Genomic DNA, 18221 nt, shown 5'->3' on the forward strand with positions numbered 1-18221 from the left:
GAACCGCCGAGCGCGCCAAGAACTCGCTCTGCTCCTGGCGTCCCCGGCGCCTTGGCGGCTCATCTCCGTCTCGCCGCAGGTCGTCCCCGCGGCGGGCTCGGGCCGCGATCAACCAGGCACGACGACGATCTCGCCGGTCGTGTACAGCGCCGAGGTGTCCCAGGCGAGCCCGGGGGCGAGCGGCACATCGACGCTCACCTCGGAGAACGTCCCCAGGAGGGCGCCGCTCCAGCCGAGCACGGCGACGGTGTCGCCGGCCTCGAAGGGCATGGCCCCGTCCTCCACGTGGATCTCCAGGGCCCCGTCGAGGGTCACGTCCCCGTCCACGAACAGGAGCGGCGCGGCGCTCGGCCCGGCGACGGTCACGCTCAGCGCCGCGAACAAGCCCTGGCTGTAGCTCCCGGCGACGCTCGTCGAGGGGTACACCTCGCCCACGACCAGCGTGCCGAGCGCGGGGTTCGCGAGATCGCCCGTGAAGCTGCTGGTCTCGAGGCGCCCCCGGTAAAAATCGATGACGTCGCTGGCCTGGACCTCGATCTCTCCCGCAATGAGCTCGCCGTCCGCGAGCCGCACCGCCCACCTCGGGCCGCCGGGAGCGCCGGGCAGCGGCGCGAGCCGGAGGAGGCCGCCGATGCGGACGGATCCTCCCCCGTCGATGTGCAGCGCCGGATAGACCGACGAGTCGGTGGACGCAAGGATCGTGACGTCACCGCCGTTGATCCACGACGCATAGACGTCGGTCACATAGATGTACGCCGCGCCGCCTCGCGAGCGGATCTCGGCCTCCTCCGTGGCCAGGGTCCCCAGCGCTCCGAGGGCGATCCCGCCGATTCCATCGTCTCCCCCCACCGACAGCAGCCCCGCGTTCGTCCAGGTGCCGCCCCAGCCGCTCACGCTGACAGCGCTGTTCTCGAGCTCGTTGCCGAGGACCTGCGCGTCCACGGTGGAGAGCTCGCCCCGGTAAATGGACAGCTGCGCGGCCCTGCCCGCGCCGACGACGAACTCCCCCGTGCTCACCCATCTCGTCGCGGAGCCTGTGACGAACGCCTCGATCGGGCGGAAAGGGTCCTCCGGGGCGTTCGCACCGAAATAGACGTTGTGCGAGAAGAAGCTCGCTCCTTTTCGGATCTCGATCCTGCCGCCCCACAGGTCACCGATGTAGGCGTTGGTCCGGCTCGTCAGGGTCGCGTCGTACCCCTCGACGAGCACGTCGCCGTAGGCGTGGAAGTACGGCCCGCTGACCAGGAGGTCGTCGGTGATCACCGTGGCGCCGGTCCGTACGATGAGCGAGCCCCAGGCGAAGTGGCCTGCGCCGATCGCGAGAGAGCCATTGTTGGTCCACCGCGATCCGTACCCGACCACCTCGACCGCACCGGAGCCCTCGTAAGGCCCGCCGATGATGGCGCCGGGGCTGAGCACCCTCCCCCTGTTGGAGACGCGCACGCTCCCCGAGCGGGGCGTGCCCGGTATCGTGCCGCCGACCAGCAGAGGGCTATCGCCGAGGTCCCACGGGTCCGACGGGCTCGCGGGCGATACATCGTCCGAGAGGGTCACCTCCGCCCGGACCGGCACTGCCACGCTCACCGACACCGCCGCAAGCAACGCCGAAAGGGCGCATCGGACATGCTGGTTCATAGGCCTCCTGCTCAGCAAGAAAATTCACAGCACAAGAATTCCGTCCTCACTTCCCCCTCCTGTCCGAGCCGGGTGGATCGCGAGACCGATATTCCCGCGCGCACCCTAGCAGGTAAAAAGTCCGACGATCGCACGTCCTCGAATCAGCGCTACCGATGAGCCCGGCACGATAAGCCTCGCCGCCCGGGCCGCATTGACGGGGCAGGGTGGCGCGGATGGCCCCTCTCGCGGGAGATGTTCGGAGTCGACTTTGCTGTCTCCGCCGCCCGTCGGTCCGGTTTGCGAGAGGCGATTGGAGTCGATCTCTTTTTCATGAACCCTGCGTGCGAGCGTGCGAGTCGGCGTCGAGGCGCACCAGGGCGCTACGCAGCGTCAGGCGGGCTCTCGGGGAGCACGGACGCGAGGTCGAAGCCCCTGCGGATGCCTGCTCGAGCGACCTCGCTCCGGGATGGGTCGTGGCTCGACCGCGCTCGATCTGCTCGGGTCGGGCCCGAGCGGCGCCCATGTGGGCCTCTCGATGACCAATCGGCTCCGACCCCTCTGTTTTCCATCACGGAACGCGCGCGCCCCGGAGACAGTCACGGGCATGAAGCGCTCCTCGTTGATCGTGCAGGCTGCTCTCGTCCTCCTCGCGTGCGCCTGCGGTGACGGAGGCGATGTCGGCGGCCAGGGCGGCCAGGGGGGCCAGGCGAGCGGAGGTCCATCCACCGGCACGACAGGCGCCGGCGCAGGCTCGTCCGCCAGCACGGCGGGCGCCGGCGCAGGCCCGTCCGCCAGCACCACGGGCGCGGGCGCGGGCGGAGGTCTCGGCCCCCACGTCCCTGAGACGAGCACGCCGACGCGCGGCGGGACGATGACGTTCACGAACATCGGCGCGACCGGCTGGTGGCCCCGCCGCATCGACCGCGAGCCGGGCGACCCGGCGTGCGACTACAAGGACGGCGACGACACCTGGGGCGGGCACTGCTGCATGACGGAGCATCACACGACGAGCGACGAGCTCGCCCCGTTCGATGAAGAGATGACCCTCATCATGAAGGCGATCCGCGTGAAGCAGCTCGCCGTCTATCAGCCCGGCAGCGACCCTTCCGCATGGCAGATGGTCTCGTCGTGGGACGCGAAGGTCGGCGCGGGCTCCAATCTGCTCGTCACGGAAGGGCAGACCACCTCCGCCGACTTCACGGGCGACCTCACGAAGAAGGACTGCGTCACGTACTTCACGCAGGACAAGCCCTTCGCGTGCGGTGACGGCAAGGATTACTACTGTCCCGACGATCCCGGCGTCATGCACCTCGGCTGGGCGGGCTCGAAGCTCGTTGTCTTCCTGGCGTCGATGACGTTCGACGACGCGGGCGTCGAGAAATGCGACGGTGATGGGCAGGGCCACCCCGGCCCGTGGGTCGCGTTCGTCGCGTCCGAGCTCATTCGCGACGGCGGCCGCAAGTGGAACGGGCTCTGCAACTGCTACTCGAAGACGGGCACCGTCGGCGACGGCTGCGGCGAGATCAACGTGTTCGAGGTCGTGATGGACAACAACGAGTACAGCAACCGCGAGTTCATGAGCACCGGTGTCCGCTCGTACCAGGAGGGGCACATCGGCGGCAGCGTCTGCGGGACCGGCTGTGATCGTGACGAGTTCGCCGAGGATGTCGAGGTGGTGGATGCGTGCGCGCAAAAGGCCTACGACAAGGGGCCCGTCATCGAGGCCGGCGGGCCCTCGGACGGCTGCCCCACGTGGCGCCGGCCCAGCGGCGATCGCTACTTCATGATCCTGCTCGATGAGGCGCAGCGCACGATCCAGGTCGCGGTCATCCACCCCGAGAGGATCCCCTCCGCCGCGGCCGAGATGCTCCCCGATCTGCCGGGAGGGCTCTCGCGCGGCTCGATCGACGCCATGCTCTCGATGCGCCTGCCCGAATGAGCCCCATGAAACCGAGGAACACGATGCACAATCTCCGTCAGCTTCCGGTGCGGTGGGTCTTCATCGCCGCGATCGCGTCCTTCGCCGGCGTGCCGGCGTGCTCTGGCAGCGACGACGAGGCACAGGCGTCGTCAGGGTCGAGCGGCGCCGGCGCAGGTAGCGCGAGCAGCAGCGGCGCAGCAAGCACGAGCGGCGCCGGCGCAGGCAGCGCGAGCAGCAGCGGCGCAGCAAGCTCTAGCAGCAGCGGCGCAGCAAGCTCTAGCAGCAGCGGCGCGGCAAGCTCGAGCGGCAGCGGCGGCCCTGCGCCGGCGGGCTGCAAGCGCGGCCTCGCGTATGGCTATCACTCGAAGGCGGACATGGATGTCCTCTCCCCGGCTGTGTCCTGGTGGTACAACTGGACTCATGTGCCGGACGAGGGGGTCCGGCCCGACCATTACAGGACGCTCGGCGTCGAGTACGTACCGATGGTGTGGGGCGGGGGCAACCTCGACAGCGCCGCCGCCGGCCGAATCGCCTCCGAGATCCCCGAGGGGGCGAGGTTCCTGCTGGGGTTCAACGAGCCGAACTTCGGGGCGCAGGCCGACCTTTCCGCGGCCGAAGCTGCGGCGCTCTGGCCGCACGTCGAGGCGGTGGCCGACGCGCGCGGCCTCGCGCTCGTGTCGCCGGCCGTGAACTTCTGCGGCGGCGATTGCCAGGAGACCGATCCCTTCAAGTACCTGGACGACTTCTTCGCCGCGTGCAGCGGGTGCCGGGTCGATTACATCGGCATCCACATCTACACCGGCTGCAAGGGAGAAGGCGACAACCAGGCCCAGTGGCTCATCAACCACGTCGAGACGTACAAGTCACGGTTCGACAAGCCCCTCTGGCTCACGGAGTTCGCCTGCGACAGCGCGGGCTCCCTCGCCGAGCAGAAGGAGTTCCTTGTCGACGCGCTGGCGTACCTCGAGAACGAGCCCCGGATCGCGAAGTACGCGTGGTTCTCGGGCCGCGCCGACAACGTCCGGCACGCGAGCTTGCTCGGCGACGACGGCGAGCTCAACGAGCTCGGTCAGGCCTACGTCAGCGCGCCGCAGCACGCGTGCGGAGCCTCGACGGAGTGAGCGTGACGCGGCGGGCGGCCGGTCGCCTGCGCGCTCTCCCGCCGTGGTCACCGCGCCGCGGCGCCCGGGACTCGCCGCCGCTCGCCCCTCGGGCGGCGTCGGCGCGGCAGGCCCGCGCCGCAACGCGTCGGTGCGAATGGGGGCGGAGACGCGAGCGTGAGGCTCGAAGGCGCGGTCATGCCGCGCCACCAGCTCCGGTCCCCGCCGGGCGCGGGCCTCGCGCTCGCCGACGATCGTCGACGCTCGCCGCGCCAGTTTGTGATTGACGCCGAACATGTGAGCGTTCACATTCGGCGCTCCGAAACTTCTTTTGCCTTCCCCTGGATGGGCCGCCATGCGCACCGGGTCTTGCGTCCTTCTGCGCGTTCACCTTGACGGTCGCGCCGTGGCTCCGGACGAGGCGCATGCCGGGGGAAAGGAGGAGCAGCAGTTGTGCTCGGCTGGGGTGACATCAGGGCGCGCTCCAGGCGTGGAACATCTGGCAACCACCTGTCCGCCAATCTCGCCGTTCGCCGTCGTCGGCATCGAGTGAGCGCTTCGCGCAGACATAACGCAACCAGAGGGGCATCGTGCACTACGAGAAGAAAGCCGTCAGTCGCTTCCATGTCTTCTGTTTGCTCTCGAGCGTCGCGATGCTGGCGTGCAGCGAAGAGAGCGGCGATGCGGCACAAGCTGCGGGCGCGAGCAGCTCGAGCGTGTCGGCCGCCAGCGGGGCGTCGACCGGCGTAACCGCTGGGTCGGGCAGCACTTCCGGCGGCACGAGCAGCGGCGAAGCAGCCAGTAGCGGCGGAGCGACCGCCGGCGCCGGTGGAGCGGGCTCGGGTGGAACGGGCGGCGCGGGCGGCGCCGGGGCAGGTGAGGCCGGCGGGGGCGGGGGCGGAGGTGGCGGTGATGCGGTGAAGTCCGCAGGCTGCGGCAAGATGCGCACGCTTCAGAACGGCGCCGGCACCGTGCAGAGCGGCGGGAAGAGCCGCAAGTACACCCTGCACGTCCCCGACGACTACGACAACGGCCACCCGTACCGGCTCATTCTCTCCTTCCACGGGGCCACGGGCAACAGCGGCCAAGTCGCGCCCTCGTATTTCGGGCTCTGGTCGCTCTCCGAAGGGAGCACCATCTTCATCGCGCCCGACGCTGTCGGCGGGTTCTGGTCAGCCGACGACGATGTGACCTTCGTCGACGACATCCTCGAGCAGGTCACGGGTGATCTCTGCATCGACACCTCGCGCATCGAGCTCGAAGGCTTCAGCCAGGGGGGTGCCATGGCGTGGACGCTGGCCTGCGCGCGTCCGGACGTTTACCGCGCCGCGGTGGTCCACTCCGGCGGCGGTCTCCCCCGGCCGGCGAGCTGTCAGCCGGTCGCCTTCATGTCTTCGCTGGGTCAGCAGGAGAGCGGCGGAGCCGGACAAACCTCCAACAGCGATTTCTTCGCCAAGCAGAATGGATGCATGGTGGAGGCCCTGGCCAAGGCGCCCAGAGGTGGCCACGCCTGCTCGGACTACAAGGGCTGCTCCGCGGGGCACCCCACCCGCTGGTGTGACTACGACGGTGGTCATACTCCGTCGCCGAACGACGGCGGGCAGCAGATGTCATGGATGCCCCAGGAAGTATGGACGTTCCTGAGTCAGTTCTAGAACACCAATCGTGTTGAAATCCGGAGAAATTTCACAGGGAGGCGAGGAGGCGGGGAGGAAGACAAAAAGAATCTCTCCTTCTCGCCGTCTCTCGCTCCCCGCCTCCCCGTCTCCCTGTGAAATTTCTGCTTTTTCTCGGGGTTTCAACCACTTTGTCGCTCCAGAGTGCGCGAAACAAAGCGGTGCTGGCTCGCGTGCCAGGTTGTCGTTGACATGGAGTCTCTGTTCGATGGACCAATTCAAAAGTCACGTCCTCGGGCTCGCGTCGCTCTCGTTGGCGCTGCTCGTTGCTCTGCCTGCGCGCGGGGCATCGCTACAAAAAGTCAACCAGAGCGAATGGGGGGCGGACGGCCTGCCCAGCTATGTCAACATGTACATTTACGTGCCTGACAAGCTGGCGACCAAACCGCCCATCGTCGTCGCTCCCCATCATTGTCAGGGTAATGGCCAGGGGACGTTCAGCGAGATGTCGAGCCTGGTTTCCATAGCGAACACCAGCGGCTTCATCATGATCTTCCCGGAGGCCACCGGGCAGAACTGCTGGGACGCGGGATCGACGAGATCGCTCGCCCACGGCGGCGGCGGCGACACGGGGGCCATCGTCCAGATGGTGAAATACACGCTCGCGAAGTACAGCGGCGATGCTGGCCGCGTGTACTCGGTCGGCGGGTCATCGGGCGGCATCATGACCGAGGCGCTGCTCGGCGTGTACCCCGACGTGTTCATGGCCGGCGTGTCGCTCATGGGCGTTCCGTGTGGCTGCTGGGCCGAGGGCTACAACGACGTCACCGGGACGGGGAGCTCGGCCCAGTGGAGCGGGCCCTGCGGGGGCGGCAACGTCACGAAGACCGGGCAGCAGTGGGGAGACCTCGTTCGTTCGTACTATCCCGGCTACACCGGCCATCGCCCGCGCCTGCAGCACTGGCATGGCACCGCCGACACGATCCTCAGCTACAAGAACATGGCTGAAGACGTCAAAGAGTGGACGAACCTCCTGGGGTTGAGCGAAACCCCGGATGGGACCGACACGCCAGAGCGCGGAACCACGCGCCAGTCCTGGAAGAGCTCCTGCGGCTACACGGTCTATGAGGCCTTTTCGATGGACGGCGTCGGGCACGCTGTGCCGTTCGACGGACCCGCCGTCGCCGCTTATTTCGGCCTCGATACGGCCGGTGGTCAGGATCCAGAGACGGCAGCTTGTCCCGGCGCTGTCCCCGGCGGCAGCGACACCGGAGGCGCAGGTGGCGCGGCCGGAGCCGGAGGCGCGGGGGGCGAGCCCGGAACCGGAGGCGCGGGGGGCGAGCCCGGAACCGGAGGCGCGGGGGGCGAGCCCGGAGCCGGAGGCGCGGGCGGGGTCATGGTAAGTGGCTCAGGCGGCAGCGCAGGCAGCGGCGGCGCGATGGACACCGCGTCCGGGGGGGCGAACGGACAGGACGCCAGCTCGGGAACCGGCGACTCGACAGGAGGAGAAAGCTCCAGCTCCGGCTGCAGCTGCGCCGTGGGCAACGACGCGAGCGACTCCGGCGCCCAGGCGGGCTTCCTCCTCGCGGCGCTGGGGTTGCTGCTCGGTCGCCCGAAGCGCCGCCCGCGCTGAGCGCGCTGGAAGACCCCCGGCCGCGCCGCATCGTGGCTTCACTTGCGGTAGGCCACCCGCCACACGGTGTTGCTCTGGTCGTCGGTCACCAGCAGCGCGCCGTCCTTGGCCACGGCGACGCCGACCGGACGACCCCACACGTCGCCGGTGCTCGTGACGAAGCCGGTCATGAAGTCTTCGTAATATCCCGCCGCCTTGCCGTCCTTGACCGGGATGCGGATCACCTTGTATCCGGTGCGCCGCGAGCGGTTCCACGAGCCGTGCTCCGCCGCGAAGATGTGTCCCTGGTAGTCGGCCGGGAACTGCTGGCCCGTGTAGAAGCAGAGGTCGAGGGAGGCCGAGTGCGACTGGATCAGCACGTCCGGCACGACGACCTTGTCCCGGAGCTCGGGGCGCTTGCCCTCGTGCCGCGGATCTTGATGCCCGCCGAGGTAGTACCAGGGCCAGCCGTAGAAGCCGCCCTCTTGCACGCGCGTCACGTAGTCGGGGACCAGGTTGTCGCCGAGCTCGTCGCGCTCGTTCACGCTGGTCCAGAGCGCGCCCGTCGCCGGCTCGATGGCCAGGCCGACCGGGTTGCGGATGCCTGACGCATGGAGCGCCTCGTTCTTGCCGTCGGGCGTGAAGGCCAGGATGCACGCGCGGCGGATCTCGTCGTCGTCGTCATCGACGTTGGAGCGGGAGCCCACGGACACGAACATTCGCTGGTTGTCCCTGCTGAAGACGATATCGCGGGTCCAGTGGCCGCCGCCGCCCACCGCCTCCTTGCCCGAGGGGATGTTGGTGACCAGCGCCTCGGCCGGGCCGCTGGCCCTGGTGTCGCCCGCCTTGTAAGGGAACCGCACAACGCTGTCGGTGTTCGCGATGTAGACGTGCGTCGGCGCCTCGGTCCCGCTCGGATAGAAGGCGATGCCGAAGGGGCGGTTCAGGTCCTCGGCGTAGACGCTGCGGACATCGGCCTTGCCGTCGCCGTCCGTGTCCCGGAGCACCTGCACCCGGTCCGCCGCGCTCTCGGCCACGAACACGTCGCCGTTCGGCGCCACCTGCACGACGCGCGGCTTCTCCAGACCCGTGGCGAGCTCGGTGACGGTGAATCCCGACGGGACTTTGGGGAACGCACCGGCTGGACGATCTGCCTTGCTCGGGCTGTTGGTCACCGACTCGCCCTCGTTGGGCGCGGGGAGGTCGGCGACGGTGATCTTGCGCTTCACGCCGGGCGCGTCCGTTGTCCAGTCGCCCAGCGCGTCGGCGCCGGTGAGGATCCTGTCGGTGGGCGCTGGCTGCGGTGTGACCTCGGCGCGCTTGGGCGAGCAGGAGGCCAGCGCGCCCGCGCCGGCGAAAACCAGGAGCACCTGAGCCACCCCACGCCGGGCCCACAGCCGGCATGATCTTCGGTTGTCCATGGACTCTGGTTGCCATTCGGCTGCTGCTCTGTCCACCGCTCCCTTCGACCGATGAGCCCGCCGATCTCCTCGCCTCTCGCCACGCGCAGACGCGGGAGCGCCCCTCCATCCAACCCCGGCTGCCGCCCCTGTACCGGCTACCAGTCCGCCTCGATCACCCCCCCGGTGTACTGCGTGCTGGTCGGCGTGTACTGGTGCACCTCGAACTTGTTGCCGTCGGGGTCCGCCAGCCAGATCTGGTACGTGTTGTCGCAGCCGAGCTTCTTCTCGGTGAACGGGACGCCGCGGCTCTTCAGCGTCGCCATCACGGCGTCCATGTCGTCCGTCTCCAGGCAGAAGTGGGCGATCCCGGTATTGATCACCTCGCCGAGGTTCCGGTCCTCGAACATCTCCATATAGTTGCCGTCGGCGATCTCGAGGTAAGCGCCGAACGGCGCGCCTTCGCGGGTGAAGCTGAACTTGGTGGCGAACCCGAGCTTGCCGTAGAAGTCGACCGAACGCTGTAGATCTCTCACGTTGAGACAGACGTGCGCGATGCGTTTGAACATGGGGAGAGCCTCCGCGACGGCGCCGGGGTAGGGGAGCGGCGCGCGCGGCCGAGGATACCCCAGCCGGAGGTCCCGGCGCGACGGTAGGCCGAGGCCGCGGGTGCGCCTTCGTGCAAAAGGTGCGCCCCACCGCCTCCGGCGCATGCCCGCGCGCCGCGAAAACAAGGGGCGCACGGCAGCGGCACGCCGGCTGCTTCAGGGCCGGGCGTCACGACCGGAGCCCTCGAGGTCGCGCCGCGGAGGCGCGGGCGCGCCGGGGCTCACGCGAACAACGAGGTCGCTATGCATAACCTACGACGACTCTGGCTGGCGCTCGCCGCCGTCATCACCGCTGGCTTCTTGATACTCGGCTTCATGGGTCGGGAGGTGTACCGCAAGGCCCCGCCGATCCCGGAGCGGGTCGAGACGCCGTCCGGCCGGGTGCTGCTCACGAAGGACGATATCCTGGACGGGCAGCTGGTCTATCAGAGCATCGGCGGACAGCAGGTCGGCAGCGTCTGGGGGCACGGCGCTTACCAGGCGCCGGACTGGTCGGCCGACTGGCTCCATCGCGAGGCCGAGGCGCAGCTCGCGCTCTGGAGCCAGCGAGAGCACGGCGCGGCGTTCGCGGCGCTCCCGGACGAGGCGCAGGCCGCGCTCAAGGCGCGGCTCCAGCGGACGATGCGCCACAACGGCTACGACGCCGCGACCGGCGCGCTCACGGTCTCCGAGGATCGCGCGCTGGCGATCGAGCAGACCGCGGCGCACTACCGCGCGCTCTTCGGCGACGAGCCGAGCCTCACCGGCCTGCGCGAGAGCTACGCGCTGCACACGGGCGCGGTCCCCGACGCCGGGCGGCGCGACAAGCTGACGGCGTTCTTCTTCTGGACCTCGTGGGCCACGGCCGCGGAGCGCCCTGGCACCGGCGCCAGCTACACCAACAACTGGCCTCATGAGCCGCTCGTCGGAAACGTCCCCACGGCCGCCAACGTGATCTGGTCGATCGTGAGCGTCGTGCTGCTGCTCGCCGGGATCGGCGCGCTCGTCTGGTACCACGCGTTCCGCCGCACCGAGGAGCCGGCCGTCGCTGCGCCGGCGCGCGACCCGCTCTCGGGGTGGGTGCTCACCGCGTCGATGCGGGCCGTCGGGAAGTACTGCGTCGTCGTGGTCGCGCTGCTCGTGCTCCAGGTCGCGCTCGGCGCCCTGACCGCGCACTACACGGTGGAAGGACACGAGGTCTTCGGCCTGCCGGTCGCGGACTACCTTCCGTACGCGGTGACGCGCACCTGGCACGTCCAGCTCGGCGTCTTCTGGATCGCGACCGCGTTCCTCGCGGCGGGGCTGTTCCTCGCGCCGGCGGTGGGCGGGCGAGAGCCGAGGGGGCAGCGGCTCGGCGTGAACGTCCTCTTCGGGGCGCTCGTCCTCGTGGTCTTCGGCTCGCTCGCCGGAGAGTGGCTGTCGGTCAAGCAGCGCTTCGCGCTCGAGCACTCGTTCTGGTTCGGGCACCAGGGGTACGAGTACGTCGACCTCGGCCGCGCCTTCCAGATAGCGCTCTTCGGCGGGCTCGCGCTCTGGCTCTTCCTGATGCTGCGCGCGCTCTGGCCCGCGCTCTCGCGGCGCGACATGAGCCGGCACATCGTGCTGCTCTTCACCGGCGCGACGGTGGCGATCGGGATGTTCTACGGCGTGGGGCTGTTCTACGGCGCGAAGACGCACCTGTCGGTCATGGAGTACTGGCGCTGGTGGGTCGTCCACCTGTGGGTCGAGGGGTTCATGGAGGTGTTCGCCACCGCGGCGATCGCGTTCCTGTTCACCCGGTTCGGGCTCGTGCGGCCCGACAGCGCGGCGCGGGCCGCGCTCCTGTCCACCTGCATCTTCCTCGTCTCGGGCATCCCCGGCACGTTCCACCACCTCTACTTCAGCGGCACGCCGGTCTCGGTGATGGCGGTCGGCGCGAGCTTCAGCGCCCTGGAGGTCGTGCCGCTCGTCCTCGTGGGGATGGAGGCGCACGAGACCTGGCAGATGCAGCACCGGAGCGCGTGGATGCAGGCCTATCGCTGGCCCATCCAGTTCTTCGTCGCCGTCGCGTTCTGGAACTTCGTGGGCGCCGGGGTGTTCGGCTTCCTCATCAACCCGCCGATCGCGCTCTATTACATGCAGGGCCTCAACACGACCCCCGTGCACGCGCACGCCGCCCTCTTCGGCGTCTACGGGCTCCTGTCGCTCGGCCTCGTGCTGGTGATGCTCCGCCGCCTGCGCCCCGACGCGGTGTGGAACGAGGCGCGGCTCCGGGTGGCGTTCTGGGGGATGAACGGCGGCCTCGGCCTCATGATCCTCCTGAGCCTCTTGCCGATCGGGCTGGCGCAGGCGTGGGCCAGCGTCGAGCGCGGGCTGTGGTATGCGCGGAGCGCGGAGTTCCTGCAGCAGCCGGTCCTCGAGGCGCTGCGCTGGATGCGGCTCGTCGGAGACAGCCTGTTCATCGTCGGCGTCCTGGCCTTCGTGGGGTTCGTCGCGGGGCTCTTCACCCGCCGGCCGGCGGGCGCTGCCTCGGCGAAGCCCGCGCCCGAGGGTGAGGAGGCAGGGATGGCCGCGCCGGCGGCGAGCGGCGCGCCGGCGGCCTGATCACCCGCGCGCCAGCGCCCGGCAGTCCGCTGGCGCGCCTGCTCGCCGTAGCGCCGCGCGGCGACCGGCAGTGCCTGCCGCACCCTTCAGAAAAGAGACGGCCCCACCCGATTGCGTGAAGGATGGCTCGCCACCGCAGCATCCATCAGGCGCGAGAGAGACCGGGATGCGAACGGTCTCTTTCTGTAAAAAATCTCAGGAGAGTAAAGAGATGAGCTTGTTCAGCAAGAGTTTCCTCCCGTTGACGTTCCTCGGCGCCGCAGCCGTGCTCGGTGGCTGCGTTGGCGACGCTTCCCTCGAAGGCGATGACGAGCTGGGGACCCAGGCGGACGCGGCTGATCCCGAGTCAGCGGACGCGATCGACCCCGACGCGGCGGAGGCGGTTGGAAGCGCGCAGCAAGCGGTGACCCAAAGCGAATGGATCTGCTGGCAATGGTGGGGCAAATGGGTCGACGTCGGCCATGTCAAGATCTGGTGGGGCCATACCCCCAATGATGCCCTATGGGCCTGCCAGAACTGGGTCGCGCGCTGCTACAACCACGGCGACGGCTGCTATGTTCGTGATAAGACGCCGATCGCCTGGTCATGGTGAGGAGCGTGGGGATCCTCCTCATCGATCCCCGCCAGGCGCATGAGGCTGCGGGGGAAGGCGTCGCCGCGCTGGAGGCGATGCCGCCGGTCGCCTGCGTGGACAGGGCGCCGCGCGTCTGACGGCTCGCGCGGCCGAGGATCGAGGCACGCCTTCCCCTGACGAGAATGATGCACGGCCTGCCGGGCTGACCGCGTGCCCCGGGTCACCTGCTGGAACACCCAGCCCGCGTGACAAGCCGTCGACATGCCAGGCTTTCTGCGGATGCCCTCGACGATCCTGCCAGGCTTCGCCCGCGCCAGCCGTCGGCATGGAAGGCCGCCTCCGCGGAGCGCATGGCACGACCCGCCGACGATGAGATGCGCCGTGCGCGGGCGCTGAAGTCACACATAGATTGCGAGATTGCCGCACGCTCTTCACACAAGCGAGGGTACTCAACGTGGGAGGCGATTCATGGTGCCGAGGCGAGCCATGGCCGGGAGCGGCCGTCCGAGAGCACGATCATGAGCGCGCTCCTGCGCGGCGCCGTGACGCCGCTGAAAGGCGCCGCGGCCGCCGCGATCGCCTGGCGCACGCAGGGCCGGCACTACATCACCGTCGTCGCCAAGGCGAGCTTCGCCTTTGCGATCGATGCGGTGATGTGGCGGACCGATCCGCAGGAGATCCTCGGCGCCGAGGTCCACCATGGCAAAAACCCGGCGCGGAGCATCCGCTGGAGCGGGGACCTCGCGCCCTACCTCGGTCGCGCCGATGTGGTCTTCACCGGAGACGCGCACGCGCCGCGCGGCACCGAGGTCCAGTCCTTGCCGGTGCGGCTCGCGATCTACAGCGCCGGCGGCTGGGTGCTCGACAAGCGCCTCCTCGTCCGTGACAAGGGCCCTTTCCGGCAGATACCCCTCGTGTACGAGAGGGCGGTTGGCGGCGCGAACGGGTGGGAAAATCCGTTCGATGGGGAGCCGATGGATGGCCCGGCCAACATCCTCGACCCCCAGGATCCCGCACGCCTCGCTGGCTTCGCGCCGCTCGCGCGCGCCGCGCCGGTGCGCCGTCGGCTGCTCGGCAGCACGCCTCGCAAGGCGCTCGAGGGGCCGAACGCCGACATCCCCGCGGGCTTCGACTGGTCGTACTTCCAGGCGGCGCCCGCCGACCAGCGGATCGCATTCCTGCAAGGCGATGAGTGGATCGTGCTCGAGCACGTGAATCCGGCGGCTCCACGGCTTCAGATGCGCTTGCCCGGGGCGCGCGGGGTGGCGCGGATCCGGGGGCTCGCCGCCTCCGCCGCGGCAGACGGCGAGCTGCTCGAGCTCAACGCCGACACGCTTCGCATCGACGGCGTCGAGCAGCGCTGCACGGTCGTGTGGCGCCGGGTCTTCCCCGTGTCCGGCGAGGACGCCCTCGCGGCCGTGCGGATCGTGGCCGGCGTCGAGATCGAAGGCGAGGAGATCGCATGGCCCGACGTGCGCCTCGAGGAGCAGGAGCGCGCCCAGCCGGCGCATCCGCCTTCCCTCCGCCTGGGCTCCCAGGAGACCGCCCGGATTACGGACGCGCCCGACGGGGCGGGCGAGGCGCGGCTCGCCCCGGAGCTCCCGATCAGCCTCTCCGCAGAGGACGTCGAGATCGTCGATCCTCCGTTGTCCGCCGCGTCCCTCTTTCAAACGCTCGCGCTCCCCGTGGAGCCGGACGAGCCGTCGATGCGCGCCCCGGCGCTCCCCTTCGGGCCCGCAGCCCCTGCGCCGGCGTCGCAGGGCGAGCTTGGGCCGGTCGCAGATCAAATCCCTGCCATCTTCACCAGCACGACGCTTCTGTCGAGCGAGGATGAGGCGCGGGCGACCGGTCAGCCCGCGACGCCGTTTCCTGCCGCGCCGCCGCTTCCGCCGCGCGTCGCGCCCGAGCTGCCGATCCCTGGCGCGCCCTGGTCCGGCGAGCGCGCTGCGCGGGCGCCTTCCGCGTCCGTGGGGCCCGCGACCTCCGCGCTGACGGCGGCGGCGCCCGCGTGCTTCGAGGCTCCCCTCGACACCACCGCGGTCCCGGGGCTCGTCTCGGAAGCGTCCGAGCAGCCGGCCGCGTCTCGCTTTTTTCGCGAGCTCCGACGCGAGGGCGACGAGGTCCCGGGGCCGCTCCCGCCGCTCGGCGAGGGCGACGAGGTCAGCGTCGAGCGGTGCGCGATCATCGCGGCGGAGCTCGCGGAGCGGCCGGTCCCCCGGGCCGACGTGCTCCGCGCGCACGGCCTCTCCGATGAGCGCTGGGAGCAGGCCGAGGCGCGATGGCAAGAGGCGATGGCGGAGGAGGCCCGACGCCGCGAGCGACCGCTCCGCGATCGGTTCGATGCAGCCTATCTCGCCGCCTGGGAGGCCATCCGCGGCGTTGTGCATCCGACCGATTATGCGCGACTGCTCGTCGCGACCGAGCGCGACGGTGCGGCGGCGGCGCTCGATCCGCTCGCCATTCGACGCACGGTGTGGGCGCAGATGAAGCGGCTCTGGGCCAGGCGGCTCGCCGGCGATCCGCGCCTGAGAGCGCACGTCGAGGCCGAGATCGCGACGCTGCGCGGAGCGCCGCGGCAGCCCGCGGACAGCAACGCCCCCGCGGCGCAGGCCGGTTGATCCGTGCGATGCGATGTCAGGTGTGCGGATCACACGATGGCGACGCGCCGTCGTGACATGCAATCATCGCTTTGCTTTCCAGGAATCGCCTCTATAGTCGACGTTCTTCCGGCGCCAGGAGCCAACGCGTACCGATAACGGGGAAATCCAACCATGCAAGATGCGTTCACCGTCAGCGCCAGCGCGCTCCCTGCCGCCACGCGGGTCATTGGCTTTCGAGGGACAGAGGGGCTGTCGAAGCCGTACGTCTTCGAGATTTATCTCGTGATGACGAACTACGTGGGCCAGGATCTCGACCTCGCCGACGCTGTGGGCACGAAGGCGACACTCCGCCTCTCCCCGTCGGACGGCGGGGCTCCCTTCCTCGTGAACGGCATCTTCGCGACGGTGGAGCTCATCCACGCGTTTGGCGAGCGCTCCGTCTTCCGCGCCGTGCTCGTGCCGCAGCTCTGGAAGCTCACCATCTCCCTGCATAGCCGGATCTTCACCGACCAGACGGTGCCCGAGATCATCAAGACGGTGCTCTCGGGCGCTGGGGTCTCGGAGTACGAGCTCAGGCTGATCGGCAGCTACAAGCCGCAGGAGCACGTGTGCCAGTACGGCGAGAGCGACTTCGACTTCATCTCGCGGTGGATGGAGCGCGAGGGGCTCTATTATTACTTCGAGCAAGGAGACGACGGGGAGACGCTCATCATCACCGACGACAAGGGCGTCCACGTCCCGCTCGGCCAGAAGGCGGTCCGGTATGTCCCGCAGTTCAGCGAGCACAGGGCCAAGGGAGAGGTGCTCTGGACCTTCACGTGCCGGCACACGTCGATGCCGTCCAGGGTCCGCATGAGCGACTATGATTACAACAATCCCGCGATCGAGATCTCCGGCAGGGCGCCCGTCGCGGCGAAGGGGCTCGGCGAGATCAGCGTCCACGGCGCGCGTTTCTTCACGCCGGCCGAGGGCAGCCGCCTCGCGGCCGTGAAGGCGCAGGAGCTGCTCGCGGGCCAGGTCGTCTACCACGGCGCCGGGGCGGCGTTCCACATGCGCCCCGGGTACACGTTCGAGCTCGAAGAGCATCCGAGGCCGGCGTTGAATACGGTTTATCTGGCCACCGAGGTCGAGCACTGGGGCAACCAGACGGGCTGGGCGCCGGAGCTGATGCAGATCATCGGGCTCACCTGGGACGATGTGTATCGGATGGAGGTCAAGGCCGTCTCCTCGACCGTCCAGTACCGGGCGCCGCAGCGGACGCCGTGGCCTCGTATCTACGGGACCGAGCACGCCGTCGTCGACGGCCCGGCGGACAGCGAGTACGCCCAGATCGACCAGCACGGTCGCTACGCGGTCAAGCTGAGCTTCGATGAGAGCGACCTCCGGGGCGGCAAGGCCTCGACCTGGGTGCGCATGCTCCAGCCGCACGGCGGCGGCACCGAGGGGTTCCATTTCCCCCTGCGCAAGGGCACCGAGGTGATGTGCACCTTCCTCGGCGGGGATCCGGACCGCCCCGTCATCGCCGGCGTCGCCCCCAACGCGCTCACGCCGAGCCCCGTCACCTCGGCCAACAGGACGAGGAACGTCATCCAGACCGGGGGCAGGAACCGCATCGAGCTCGAGGACCAGGCGGGCTCGCAGCGCATCACCGTCAGCACACCGACCGAGAACACGATCCTGCGCATGGGCGCGCCCAACGATCACCACAATTTCATCTCCAGGACGGACGGCACCGCCCTGATCAAGACGGGCAAGTCGCTCGAGATCCAGACGGGCACCTGGAGGAAAGATAACGTCGACGATCAAATGGAGATCGAGGTCGGCGGTTACCTGAAAGAGACCGTCACCGGCTCCGTCACGGAGATTTATAAGGACACGAAGAACGAGACCGTCACGAAGGCCGTCACGGAGATTTATAAGGACACGAAGAACGAGACGGTCACCAAGCCCGTCACGGAAACATACCTGGACACCCAGACCACCACGGTCACCAACCTGCGCAAATCCGAGCACGGCGCCGAGGAGACGACCGTCCACGGGAAGGTCACGGAGCGGTACGAGGGCCATCACGAGACGAAGGTGACGACGGGCGGCCGGTACGAGGAGACCACCGGCCTTCAGCACGAGAAGTTCAACGATGGCTGGAAGGTCGAGATCCCGGGCGGCAACGTCGAGCACATCGCGGGGGGGAACTACGTTATCCAGGCAGAGCACTTCAGAGCGAAGGCCAAATCCGACTACCGCGAGATTCAGGGCGTCAGAATTCAAAACACCTTCGGCGGCCTGATCAACCTCACCTACGGCTTCGGCACTCTGAACGTCGTCGCCCCTCAAAGGACGGAGTTGGTCGTGGGATTGAAGCTGGATGTCATCGCCGGGATGAAGGCGGAGATCATCTGGGGCTGGAACTACAAGAATTCAAAAGGCAAGACTGACGTTACTTTGCTCGACATGAAGAACTCGGCCGTCAAGATCGGCACCTCAGGGGTAACGCTCAGCAGGACTGCCGCCGCCAAGGTGACCTCGACGGGGGCTCACGTCTGGCAATCCTTTCTTCACATGTTCCACTAGCGCGGCGCCGAGCAGAAGACCCCGGGAGCCTGCAGCGAAC

Annotated in this window: 11 protein-coding genes and 1 pseudogene; 8 read left to right on the forward strand and 4 right to left on the reverse strand. The window is 69.0% G+C overall.

What is annotated here, in order from left to right:
• Nucleotides 1-108: 108 nt before the first annotated feature.
• On the reverse strand, nucleotides 109-1635 hold the full coding sequence (locus WMF39_RS18070; protein ID WP_437746729.1) for a hypothetical protein: 1527 nt from the start codon (nucleotides 1633-1635) through the stop codon (nucleotides 109-111).
• Nucleotides 1636-2221: 586 nt separating this feature from the next.
• On the opposite strand from WMF39_RS18070, the gene WMF39_RS18075 reads away from it, so the two are divergent.
• Nucleotides 2222-3556 (forward strand): DUF2403 domain-containing lipoprotein, encoded by a 1335-nt coding sequence (locus WMF39_RS18075; protein ID WP_437746730.1) that lies wholly within the window; start codon nucleotides 2222-2224, stop codon nucleotides 3554-3556.
• 37 nt (nucleotides 3557-3593) lie between these two features.
• On the opposite strand, the gene WMF39_RS18080 is transcribed toward WMF39_RS18075, so the two are convergent.
• Nucleotides 3594-3875 (reverse strand): hypothetical protein, encoded by a 282-nt coding sequence (locus WMF39_RS18080; RefSeq protein ID WP_437748170.1) that lies wholly within the window; start codon nucleotides 3873-3875, stop codon nucleotides 3594-3596.
• Between the two features lie 16 nt (nucleotides 3876-3891).
• Between WMF39_RS18080 and WMF39_RS18085 the strand changes: the two are divergent.
• The 3 genes and pseudogenes from WMF39_RS18085 to WMF39_RS18095 form a co-directional block, all read left to right on the forward strand.
• Nucleotides 3892-4659 (forward strand): annotated as a pseudogene (locus tag WMF39_RS18085) (glycoside hydrolase family protein); the annotation flags it as partial.
• Nucleotides 4660-5228: 569 nt separating this feature from the next.
• Nucleotides 5229-6293, forward strand: coding sequence for an alpha/beta hydrolase family esterase (locus WMF39_RS18090; RefSeq protein WP_437746731.1), 1065 nt, complete (start codon nucleotides 5229-5231; stop codon nucleotides 6291-6293).
• A gap of 229 nt (nucleotides 6294-6522) precedes the next feature.
• A complete protein-coding gene (locus WMF39_RS18095) occupies nucleotides 6523-7887 on the forward strand; it encodes an extracellular catalytic domain type 1 short-chain-length polyhydroxyalkanoate depolymerase (RefSeq protein ID WP_437746732.1) in 1365 nt (454 codons plus the stop codon).
• A 38-nt stretch (nucleotides 7888-7925) separates the two neighbouring features.
• On the opposite strand, the gene WMF39_RS18100 is transcribed toward WMF39_RS18095, so the two are convergent.
• Complete coding sequence (locus WMF39_RS18100) at nucleotides 7926-9236, reverse strand: PQQ-dependent sugar dehydrogenase (protein ID WP_437746733.1); 1311 nt, start codon at nucleotides 9234-9236, stop codon at nucleotides 7926-7928.
• Between the two features lie 188 nt (nucleotides 9237-9424).
• Entirely contained in the window at nucleotides 9425-9835 is a 411-nt protein-coding gene (locus WMF39_RS18105) for a VOC family protein (RefSeq protein WP_437746734.1), read from the reverse strand.
• Nucleotides 9836-10117: 282 nt separating this feature from the next.
• Here WMF39_RS18105 and WMF39_RS18110 point away from each other — a divergent pair, with 282 nt between their 5' ends.
• The 4 genes from WMF39_RS18110 to WMF39_RS18125 all read left to right on the forward strand — a co-directional run bounded on the left by WMF39_RS18110 (nucleotide 10118) and on the right by WMF39_RS18125 (nucleotide 18181).
• Nucleotides 10118-12436, forward strand: coding sequence for a nitric-oxide reductase large subunit (locus tag WMF39_RS18110; RefSeq protein ID WP_437746735.1), 2319 nt, complete (start codon nucleotides 10118-10120; stop codon nucleotides 12434-12436).
• Between the two features lie 211 nt (nucleotides 12437-12647).
• The gene (locus tag WMF39_RS18115; protein ID WP_437746736.1) at nucleotides 12648-13028 is read left to right on the forward strand and encodes a hypothetical protein; all 381 of its coding nucleotides are present in this window, start codon (nucleotides 12648-12650) and stop codon (nucleotides 13026-13028) included.
• A 500-nt stretch (nucleotides 13029-13528) separates the two neighbouring features.
• Nucleotides 13529-15628, forward strand: coding sequence for a DUF2169 domain-containing protein (locus WMF39_RS18120; RefSeq protein WP_437746737.1), 2100 nt, complete (start codon nucleotides 13529-13531; stop codon nucleotides 15626-15628).
• A 153-nt stretch (nucleotides 15629-15781) separates the two neighbouring features.
• Nucleotides 15782-18181, forward strand: a complete 2400-nt coding sequence (locus WMF39_RS18125) for a type VI secretion system Vgr family protein (protein WP_437746738.1) — start codon at nucleotides 15782-15784, stop codon at nucleotides 18179-18181.
• The last annotated feature ends 40 nt before the right edge of the window (nucleotides 18182-18221 follow it).

The organism is Sorangium sp. So ce1504 (genome assembly GCF_051521635.1).
GTDB classification, from domain to species: domain Bacteria; phylum Myxococcota_A; class Polyangia; order Polyangiales; family Polyangiaceae; genus Sorangium; species Sorangium cellulosum_B.